The organism is Sediminibacterium ginsengisoli (assembly GCF_900167075.1).
In the GTDB taxonomy this organism is placed as follows: Bacteria; Bacteroidota; Bacteroidia; order Chitinophagales; family Chitinophagaceae; genus Sediminibacterium; species Sediminibacterium ginsengisoli.
In genome coordinates, this window is the sequence record NZ_FUWH01000008.1 from 181,594 (window position 1) to 192,088 (window position 10,495).

Annotated in this window: 9 protein-coding genes; 8 read left to right on the top strand and 1 reads right to left on the bottom strand. The window is 48.1% G+C overall.

Going from position 1 to position 10,495, the window contains the following annotated elements; genetic code table 11:
• Positions 1-65 precede the first annotated feature (65 nt).
• The 3 genes from B5D42_RS13745 to B5D42_RS13755 are packed head-to-tail and all read left to right on the top strand — an operon-like array spanning position 66 to position 4,154.
• Positions 66-2,546, top strand: coding sequence for a ligase-associated DNA damage response DEXH box helicase (locus B5D42_RS13745; protein ID WP_078832109.1), 2,481 nt, complete (start codon positions 66-68; stop codon positions 2,544-2,546).
• A gap of 52 nt (positions 2,547-2,598) precedes the next feature.
• The gene (pdeM, locus tag B5D42_RS13750; protein WP_078832088.1) at positions 2,599-3,258 is read left to right on the top strand and encodes a ligase-associated DNA damage response endonuclease PdeM; all 660 of its coding nucleotides are present in this window, start codon (positions 2,599-2,601) and stop codon (positions 3,256-3,258) included.
• Positions 3,252-4,154 (top strand): histone deacetylase family protein, encoded by a 903-nt coding sequence (locus B5D42_RS13755; protein WP_078832089.1) that lies wholly within the window; start codon positions 3,252-3,254, stop codon positions 4,152-4,154. Before pdeM ends, B5D42_RS13755 begins: the two co-directional genes overlap by 7 nt.
• Here B5D42_RS13755 and B5D42_RS13760 read toward each other — a convergent pair.
• A complete protein-coding gene (locus B5D42_RS13760; RefSeq protein WP_078832090.1) occupies positions 4,145-5,194 on the bottom strand; it encodes a phosphotransferase enzyme family protein in 1,050 nt (349 codons plus the stop codon). The genes B5D42_RS13755 and B5D42_RS13760 overlap by 10 nt on opposite strands.
• Positions 5,195-5,247: 53 nt before the next feature.
• Here B5D42_RS13760 and B5D42_RS13765 point away from each other — a divergent pair, with 53 nt between their 5' ends.
• From B5D42_RS13765 to B5D42_RS18000, 5 genes are all read left to right on the top strand, one after another.
• Positions 5,248-7,185, top strand: coding sequence for a heparinase II/III domain-containing protein (locus B5D42_RS13765; RefSeq protein ID WP_078832091.1), 1,938 nt, complete (start codon positions 5,248-5,250; stop codon positions 7,183-7,185).
• Between the two features lie 9 nt (positions 7,186-7,194).
• The gene (locus B5D42_RS13770; RefSeq protein ID WP_078832092.1) at positions 7,195-8,430 is read left to right on the top strand and encodes a glycoside hydrolase family 88 protein; all 1,236 of its coding nucleotides are present in this window, start codon (positions 7,195-7,197) and stop codon (positions 8,428-8,430) included.
• A gap of 43 nt (positions 8,431-8,473) precedes the next feature.
• Positions 8,474-9,397 (top strand): glycerophosphodiester phosphodiesterase family protein, encoded by a 924-nt coding sequence (locus tag B5D42_RS13775; protein ID WP_217698828.1) that lies wholly within the window; start codon positions 8,474-8,476, stop codon positions 9,395-9,397.
• Positions 9,398-9,795: 398 nt separating this feature from the next.
• Positions 9,796-10,128, top strand: coding sequence for a hypothetical protein (locus tag B5D42_RS13780; RefSeq protein ID WP_139367165.1), 333 nt, complete (start codon positions 9,796-9,798; stop codon positions 10,126-10,128).
• Between the two features lie 36 nt (positions 10,129-10,164).
• Positions 10,165-10,495 (top strand): hypothetical protein (locus B5D42_RS18000; RefSeq protein ID WP_217698829.1); only part of this gene is annotated, 331 nt, incomplete at its 3' end.

The window sequence follows — 10,495 nt, forward strand, 5'->3', positions numbered from 1 at the left end:
ATTTTTTCATACCCTATCTTTAATGCAATCACAACAGGTTGTATGCAAAAGCTGCACAGCAAGGAATGCGCAAGAAAAAGACAAACGTTACGGGCAAAGGTCTGCAGGTCATAGAAGAGTGGCTGGCAGGTAAAGGGCTGCATCCTTTCCTTTTTCAGGAACAGGCCTGGAAAGAGATCATCAAAGGCAACAGCGGTCTTGTGAATGCGCCAACCGGCTGTGGTAAAACATATTCTGTTTTCCTCGGTGCCATCATCAACTTCATCAACGCATATCCTGATGATTACCTGAAAAAAAAGAACAATGGTCTGTATTTGCTGTGGATCACGCCATTGCGTGCGCTGGCAAAAGACATCGCCCGTGCCATGGAAGAAGTGATCGGCGAATTAGGCATGCAGTGGCGCATCGGTATCCGTAACGGCGACACTGATACATCCGAAAGACAGAAACAAAAAAGGAATATGCCGGAAGTGCTCATCATCACACCGGAAAGCCTGCACCTGTTTCTTGCACAGAAAGACTACCCTGCGCTTTTTAAAACACTGCAGCTGGTAGTGGCCGATGAATGGCATGAACTGATGGGCAGTAAAAGAGGGGTACTGGTAGAGCTTGCCGTAAACAGGATCTCGCATGTTGTACCTGATTTGTCGGTATGGGGCATCAGCGCAACCATCGGCAATCTTGAAGAAGCACGAGATGTACTGCTGGCATCCATCAACAGGAAAGCCGTTACTATCCGCGCTAAAATGGATAAACGTATCGAGATCAGGTCTATTCTTCCGGATGAGATCGAGAAGTATCCCTGGGCCGGTCACCTCGGCATTAAACTCGCTGAAAAAGTCCTGCCCATTATCGAACAAAGCAATACCACGCTCATCTTTATCAATACAAGAGGAATGAGCGAACGCTGGTACCAGACGCTGCTGAATATTGCACCGGAACTTGCCGGGGCAATTGCGCTGCACCACGGCAGTATTGAGCAGGAACTGAGGTTATGGGTGGAAGAAGCATTGCATACGCAGAAACTGAAAGCGGTTGTGTGCACAGCGAGTCTCGATCTTGGCGTGGATTTCAGACCAGTTGACACAGTGATACAGGTAGGCTCACCCAAAGGTGTGGCACGTTTCCTGCAGCGTGCCGGGCGAAGCGGACACAGACCCGGAGAAACAAGCCGTATCTGGTTCCTGCCCACCCATTCACTTGAACTGGTGGAAGCAGCAGCTTTAAAGCGGGCCATTAAAGAAGATCTGATCGAGAGCCGCGAACCGATGCTGCGCTGTTTCGATGTATTGCTGCAATACGTGTGTACACTTGCCATCGGCGAAGGATTCAGGCCGGAAGCGCTTTTCAATGAGATCAAAAAAACACATTGTTTCGCTTCTGTAACAGAAGACGAATGGCGCGAGATCATGTTCACACTCACCGAAGGCGGCAATGCCCTGCAGCAATATGATGAGTTCAGGAAGGTAGAGCGCGGGGAAGACGGCATTTACCGCATCAGGAACAAACGCATCGCCATGCGCCACAGGATGCATATAGGCACCATCGTAAGCGACGCAATGATGAAGGTGAAACTCATGAACGGTAAATACATCGGCGTTATAGAAGAATGGTTCATCAGCCGCATGCAACCCGGAACCGTGTTCACCCTTGCGGGCAGAAACCTCGAACTGGTAGGCATTAAAGAAATGACCGCCATGACAAGGATCTCCAAGTCGCAGAAATCGATCGTACCAAGCTGGATGGGAGGCCGTATGCCGCTTTCCGCCAATTTAGGCCTGATGCTACGGCAGACATTCGATGACGCGTTCACCAAAAAATCGGGCGAGACCGAACTCAGGGCCCTGCTGCCCCTTTTCGAATTACAGGAGCGACTTTCGCATATTCCCAAAGCAACGGAGTTGCTCATCGAGCATATTGAAACCAAAGACGGTTTCCATCTTTTTGTTTATCCTTTCGAGGGCAGGCTGGTGCACGAAGCCATGGCTGCATTACTGGCCTATCGCATCAGCCGCATTGTTCCCATTACATTCTCCATCGCCATGAATGATTATGGATTCGAGCTGTTAAGCGACCAGCCCATTCCTGTAGATGATGCGAATGTGCATGAATTGTTCACCACCGGAAATCTCCTCTCCGATATCCAGCGCAGTGTGAACTCCGTGGAAATGGCCAAACGCAAATTCCGTGATATTGCGGTGATCGGCGGACTCGTTTTCCAGGGCTTCCCGGGCGAGCAGGTAAAAGCCAGGCATCTTCAGTCTTCGGCATCGCTGCTTTTTAAAGTGTTCAGCGAATACGATCCGGGCAATCTGCTCATGCGGCAGGCTTACCAGGAAGTGCTGGACCAGCAGATGGAAGAAGTACGCCTGCGTGAAGCATTACAGCGGATAGAGCAAAGTACCATCACCATTACGTTTCCCCGGCAGCTGACGCCATTCTGTTTCCCCATCAAGGTAGACAGTCTGCGGGAAAATGTTTCTTCAGAAAAACTCGAAGACCGCATTGCACGTATGCAACAGCAACTGGAACGTTCTGTTAAATAACTATAACTTTTGGAAAGTTTCAGAACTTTCCAAAAGTTATCTTTGCAGCAGCATGACAGCACCGATTCCACACATTATCAATAAACATACTTTCTGGCTCTCACCTGCCCGAATTGCTTACTGGGAAACGCAGCAGGCACTGGTTGTTTCCGATCTTCATTTCGGCAAAACAGGGCATTTCCGCAAGCACGGCATAGCTGTACCGCAGGGTGTTTTCAGGGAAGACATGCAACGGCTCATGCACCAGGTGATGCACTTCCGGCCCAGGCAGGTCATTGCAGTGGGCGATCTGTTTCACAGTAAGGAAAATAAGGAAATAGATCTTTTCATGAAATGGCGCATGGATATCCAAGATGTTGAATTCCGGCTTGTGGAAGGAAACCACGATATACTCTCTGCCGATCATTACAAACGTCTCGGCATTACTGTTCACAAAGACTGTTACCAGGTAGATGATATAGCTTTTGTGCACGACCCGGCCGCCTGCAGTACGGATGAAAATGTATATACTATTTCCGGGCATTTACATCCCGGCATACTGATATCAGGATTGGCAAAACAGCAATTACGTTTCCCTTGTTTTTATTTCGGGAAGAACCTCGCTGTATTGCCGGCCTTCAGCGATTTCTCAGGCCTTTCGCTGATAGATCCCTGCACGAGCGATGATGTATATGCGATCGTTAACCAATCACTCATCAAGATCGCATGCTGAAGATCGCCTACGATCCGATCTACGCACACCCGTTGCCGGAAGGGCACCGGTTTCCCATGCTCAAATACGAATTGATTCCCGGGCAGCTGCTGCATGAAGGAACGATCGATGCCGCTAACCTGTTCGCCCCGCAACCCTGCGCAAGGGAAACCGTATTATGGACGCATGATGAAGTTTACCTCGATAAATTACAACAGCAGACCTTAAGCGCAGCAGAACAGCGTCGGATCGGGTTCCCGCAATCGCCGGAACTTACCCTGCGTGAACTCACTTTGGTGCAGGGCACGATCGATTGTTGTAAGGCAGCGCTGGACCACGGGGTTTCACTCAATGTTGCGGGGGGCACACACCATGCATTTGCAGATCGCGGCGAAGGCTTCTGCCTGCTGAACGATATGGCTGTGGCCGCCAATTATCTGCTGCATCAGCAACTCGCAAAGAAAATCCTGATCATCGATCTGGATGTACACCAGGGCAATGGAACAGCCAGCATTTTCAGCAAAGAGGAACGTGTTTATACGTTTAGCATGCACGGCGAGCACAACTACCCTTTTCATAAAGAAAAATCAGATCTCGATATCGGGTTGAAGGACGGTACCGGTGAAACAGCCTATCTCTCTGTTCTAGCTGCAACACTCCCGCAACTGATCAGCGAAGTGAACCCGGATTTTGCTTTTTATCTTTCCGGCGTTGACATTCTCGATACAGATAAATTCGGCAAACTGAAAGTGTCTGTGGCAGGATGTATGGAAAGAGACCGGATTGTTTTTACCGAGCTCATCAAACATCATATTCCTGTAACAGTGGCAATGGGTGGCGGGTATTCTCCCGATGTAAGAACCATCGTAGAGGCACACTGTAACACCTTCCGTCTGGCAGCATCACTTTACAGGTAATCAGCCACTATCGACTGCAGCGCGTCTTCTTCTTCCTGCAATAATTGCAGCAGCCTGATCTGGTTCAATGCCCGGTTGTAATTATGATCTTCGTAACGTGTAGTGTAATAACGATCGTTCTGCAGGTAGTCTGCCAGGAAACGCAATGCCTGCATATAGATCATAAACTGACCGGCATATACAAAACATGCTTTTTCTGCCGCGCTTAGCTCATCCCTCATCTCTTCAAGATAACCCTGCACAATGGCGCGGAAAATATCTTTACGAACCTGTACAAGCGAAAGAGCAGTTTCATCCTCTCCCGCCGGCGAAAGATAAGTACGCATCATATCACCCACATCGCTGATGAAATACCCGGGCATAACAGTATCAAGGTCGATTACGCAGATGGCTTTATCATCTGCATCGAATAACACATTGCTGATCTTGGTATCATGATGTGTAACCCGCTTGCGGAAGGATGGATTGCTGATGATGTCTGCAAAAAATGTTTCCAGCTTGCGCTGTGCCTGCAGGTAAGTGATCGCATCTAAACTTTTCTTTTTCCTGTCGCCATTGCCGGTTTCAACAGCCTGCTCAAATTGTTTGTAACGCAGCGACAGATTATGAAAATCGGGCAGGGTTTCCTTTAATGAACCCATGTTAAAACCTGACAACATTTTCGTGAACATACCAAACTGCTTTGCCGCTTCATAAGCCTGTGCAGCATGCTGTACAACATCTATACTCCGCGATCCGGCTACAAAAGGGAAAAGCCGGTAACAATGCCCGGCTTCATCAGTTACAAGACCGGAACCACTCAATGCTGCAACAGGAAGAACGAAGAAATAATCCGGTGCATGATCAGCCAGGTATTCACCGATCGCTGCAATATTGAACGCAATTTTTTCAGGCTGGCTGAAGACTGACGTATTCACCCGTTGCAGGATATACACTTCCTCACCTGCGGTCACTTTCCAGGTATGGTTGATCAGACCGCTTCCATATGGCGTTATAACGAACGTTCGTTCGGGAAAATAAGCGTTCAAAACAGGATCCATGATGCAAATCTACAGCTCACATCAATTAACTTAGACCGGCAAAACAATCATCCATGAAATACCTGATCTGCCTGCTGCTCGTTTTACAGTCGTTCCATGGCAATACTCAAAGTAAACGGAACCTGCTTACCGGCAGGTATACCGAGGCCGATCTTGCATCGCAACTGGTAAAAGGTTTCGGCTGGGTCGGTTATCCAGCCTATACCGATCGCGCAAAATGGAACAGTCTTCCTGCCGCTTACCGCAAAGAGCTGTTGCAGAAAGGAGAAAAAGCACTGGATTATAAATGGCAGCTCATTCCCGCTACTGCTTACCTGGAATACACCCGTTCCGGCAACAGGAATATCATGCAGGACCCGTACGGACAGAATACCAATGCACTGAAAAACCTGTTGCTGGCAGAACTGACAGAAGGTAAGGGAAGGTTTACAGACCAGATCGCCAATGGCTGCTGGGCTATCTGTGAAATGACCAGCTGGTCGCTTTCCGCGCATCTCAGTCTGCAGAAAGCCGGGCTCGGCTTACCCGATGTGAAGGAACCGATCATCGATCTGGGTGTGGGTAATACAGCCCTACTGCTGGCATGGACGCATTATTTCCTGAAAGACCGCCTCGACAGTCTTAACCCGCTCATATCGCAACGCATCCGCAGCGAGATCAGGCGGCAGGTACTTGAACCGTATTACCAGCGCAATGATTTCTGGTGGATGGCGCTGGAGAAAGATGAGTTTGTAAACAACTGGAATGTGTGGGTCAATTACAATGTGCTGAATTGCATCCTGCTGATTGAAAATGACCCGCAGAAAAAGATCAGCGGTATTTACAAGACGATGCGTTCGGTAGATAAATTCATCAACTATTACAAAGACGACGGCGCATGTGAAGAAGGGCCAGCCTATTGGAGCGAAGCCGGCGCGAAGCTGTATCTCTACCTCGGGCTGCTTGAAAGATTGAGCGGCGGAAAAATTCATCATTTCGACAATCCGCTGATACATAACATGGCGGCTTATATCTACAAAGCTTATATCACCGGCGATTATTACATCAATTTCGCAGATGCGTCTGCAAAACTGAAACCGGAAGCAGGACTGATCTACCAGTTTGGCAAAGCCGTTAAAGACAGTATGATGGTGCAGTTCGGCAGCCTGCTGGCACGCAACCAGGGCTGGAAAGAAACATTACCTGCCGCTCCTGTAGACCTTGCACTTGCTGATCTTTTTGATGTGGAAGAGATTGTGAACGGCAAAGCAGCAGAACCCCTGATCAGATCCGCATGGATGCCCGGAACAGAGATTGTTGCAGTGAGAGAAAGAGCAGGCAGTTCTGCAGGTTTTTATCTTGCGGCAAAGGGCGGACATAATGCAGAAAGTCATAACCACAATGATGTGGGAACCTGTATCGTATTCTACAATGCCCAGCCGCTGCTGATCGATATCGGTAGTGAAACCTATACACGGCAAACCTTCGGCGCAGAGCGTTATACGCGGTGGGGCATGCGGTCTGCCTACCACAATGTACCACTGATCAATGGTGTGGAGCAGCGCCAGGGCGCGGCATTTAAATCGAAGAATGCTTCCTTCACTGACAATGTACGCAATGCTGTATTTTCCGTTGATATTGCCGGGGCTTATCCCGCAGATGCAGCCGTTAAATCGTGGGTACGATCTTATCACATACAGGAAAACGGACCATTCACCATTACCGATAATTATGAACTGAGCAGCAACAACGGGAAAACAGCTTTACATTTTATGACCAGTAACAAAACAGTCAGGGTAAAAGACGGTATCTTACAACTGGAACTGCCCGGTGGCAAATTGAACCTGAATTATGATGCAGGCCAGCTGGAAGCACAGGTAGAACCCATTACCGTAACAGATCCGAGGCTGCTGAAATCCTGGCCGAAAGACCTGTACAGGATCATCTTCACATTTAAGAATAAACAGTTAAAAGGAAAAAACATACTCACTTTTACCAAACCAACCGAATAAATCCCATACATGAAACGACTACTGATTGCATTCATCGGCACTGTAGCGCTGGTATATAACACGGCGGCGCAGACATCTTTTGTAAAAGAGAACTTCACATTTGCAGGTAACCAGTTAAAAGCAATGCTGAAGGAAGCTGATAAAAATGACACACTCTTCCCGCGCACCATTACCGCGGAAGGAAATATGAAGGGTACCAACAAATACGACTGGACCAGCGGTTTTTTTCCAGGTAGCCTGTGGTACACGTATGAATACACCAAAGATGAAAGCCTGAAGCAGGCAGCAGTAAGATGGACAGAAACACTGGAACCTGTTAAGAACTTCAGCGGACATCACGACCTGGGCTTTATGATGTATTGCAGTTACGGCAATGCCTACAGGCTCACCAAAGACGAACGTTATAAAGACATCCTGGTACAGACAGCGCGTTCACTGTGTACACGTTTTGATGAAAAAGTAGGCAGTATCAAATCATGGAACAGCTTCAGATCATTTCATACAGCAGATACCAGGCGTTATGAATTCCCGGTGATCATCGATAACATGATGAACCTGGAGTTGCTTTTCTTCGCTTCCAAAGTAACCGGCGATCCTTATTTCAGGAAGGTAGCTTTGCGTCATGCAGAAACCACCATGAAACATCATCTGCGCAATGATTACAGCAGTTATCATGTGGTTTGCTACGACAGTACAGGAAAACCACTGATCAAAGAGACAGCCCAGGGTTATGCCGATAATTCAACCTGGGCACGCGGACAATCCTGGGGCATTTATGGATTTACGGTAATGTACCGCGAAACCAAAGACAAGCGTTACCTGGAAACAGCAAGAAAAATGGCAGATCATTTCCTGAACAATCCTTCACTGCCCGCAGATAAAGTTCCATTATGGGATTTCAATGTAGGACAGGAGGGTTATGTACCGGCAGAGAATTCGAAGGCAAGGCCCAATTCTCCGAAATTCAGGGATGCCTCCGCAGCAGCGATTACCAGTTCAGCTTTGTTTGAACTAAGTGGTTACCTGGGCACAGAGGGGAAAAAATACCGTGATGCTGCGGAACAAATGCTTAAATCGCTCGCCGGGAAATCGTACAGGGCAGAAGCAAACAGCAATGGTAACTTTATCATAACACATTGTGTAGGCAGTCTGCCGCATGGCTTTGAGCTGGATGTGCCGATCGTGTATGCAGATTATTATTTCCTCGAAGCATTGAAACGTTATAATGACCTTATAAAGAAATAATTTCGGGCTGCAGTTATTTGCTGCAGCTTTTAATCTTTTTGAAATGATATCCAGAATCACCACTACCATTTTTGCTGCAGCATTGTTTGCAGCACCAGCTTGTAAAGCGCCCCGATCAGTCATGCAGGAAAGCAAAATACAGCCAGCCGTCTTCCTTAAACAGGGACATCGCGGAACACGCGGGCTGATGGCCGAGAATACGATCCCTTCCATGAAAAAAGCGATCCTTGACGGCGCCAATACCATTGAAATGGATATTCATATCACGAAGGATAACCAGGTGATCGTATACCACGACTCCTACCCTAACCCGGACTATACCACTTTTGCCGACGGCTCTGAAATACCGAAAGAAGATAAGAAAAAATACAGCTGGTACCAGATCAGCTATGCCGAAGCAAAACAGTTTGTGATCGGCCTGAAACCATACACGGCTTTTCCGCAGCAGCAACCTGTAAAATCTTATGCGCCGTTGCTGGGTGAACTGATCGATTCGGTAGAACAGTTTACGAAAGCACAGGGGTTACCGCCTGTTCATTATAATGTAGAGATCAAAGCAGACCCGGCTACGGATGGTAAAGAGCAACCTGCTCCTGAAGAATTTGTTGCACTGGTTATGAAAGTGCTGGAACCAAAAAAACTCGGCAAGAGATTATTCATACAATCATTCGATGAACGCCAGCTGCAGGTACTCAACAAAAAATACCCCCATGTATTACTGGGCTTTCTTACCGGCAGCAAGGATTCTTTTGAAGACAATATGAAAAAGCTTGGCTTTACACCGGCTTTTTATAACCCGCATCAGAGTCTTGTTACCAAAGAGCTGGTAAGCAAATGTCATGAAATGAAAATGCAGGTAAATCCGTGGACCCTTGTAAAGAAAGAGGATTTTCTTAAAATGAAGGCACTGGGTGTAGACGGCATCATCACGGATTATCCCAATATCTTTAAAGAGCTGGGCTGGTAATCCCAGGTGTCCGGAAGACACTTCAAGTTGCCTCCTGCTGATGTTTCCCGCACGGAACTCTGCGCAGCACGCACTTGCGAGTTCTAACGCTGTTGATAAATTTCAAACTCTGTTTCCGCTGACGTCTCCCGAAGGGGACTCAGCGCAACACGTACTTGCTATTTCTAAAGCTGTTTATAGATTCCAACCTTCAGACGCATGCTGGTATGCGTGTCGCTCTGGCCGCTGGGCCTCGTCTTTACGCCAGCGCTGCTTTGGCCTCTATCAAAATGTGCTGCGCATCATTTTGACTACCTCCGCTTCGCTCGGTACCGAAGCCCAAGATGTGCCTCTGCAAAGACTGGTAAGTTTCTTTTGGGTGAATAGTTAGACATACCGAGCAGACGCTATCTCTGCTGATGTATCCCGAAGCGGATTATCGCCGTTCTTGGTCGCTGACCAATAACAACTTTATATCGAAGCAACATGCATTCGTTATTCTGTTTCCGCTGACGTCTCCCGAAGGGGACTCAGCGCAACACGAACTTGCGATTTCTAAAGCTGTTTATAGATTCCAACCTTCAGACGCATGCTGGTATGCGTGTCGCTCTGGCCGCTGGGCCTCGTCTTTGCGCCAGCGCTTCTTTGGCCTCTATCAAAATGTGCTGCGCATCATTTTGACTACCTACGCTTCGCTGGGTACCGAAGCCAAAGAGGCGCCTCTGCAAAGACTGGTAAGTTTCTTTTGGTGAATAGTTAGACATACCGAGCAGACGCTATCTCTGCTGATGTATCCCGAAGCCGATTATCGCCGTTGTTGGTTGCTGACCAATAACAACTTTATATCGAAGCAACATGCATTCGTTATTCTGTTTCCGCTGACGTCTCCCGAAGGGGACTCAGCGCAACACGCACTTGAAATTTCTAAAGCTGCTTATAGATTCCAACCTTCAGACGGATGCTGGTATGCGTGTCGCTCAGGCCGCTGGGCCTCGTCTTTGCGCCAGCGCTGCTTTGGCCTCTATCGAAATGTGCTGCGCATCATTTCGATTACCTCCGCTTTGCTCGGTACCGAACCCAAAGAGGCGCCTCTGCAAAGACTGGTAGTATCTTTTGGTT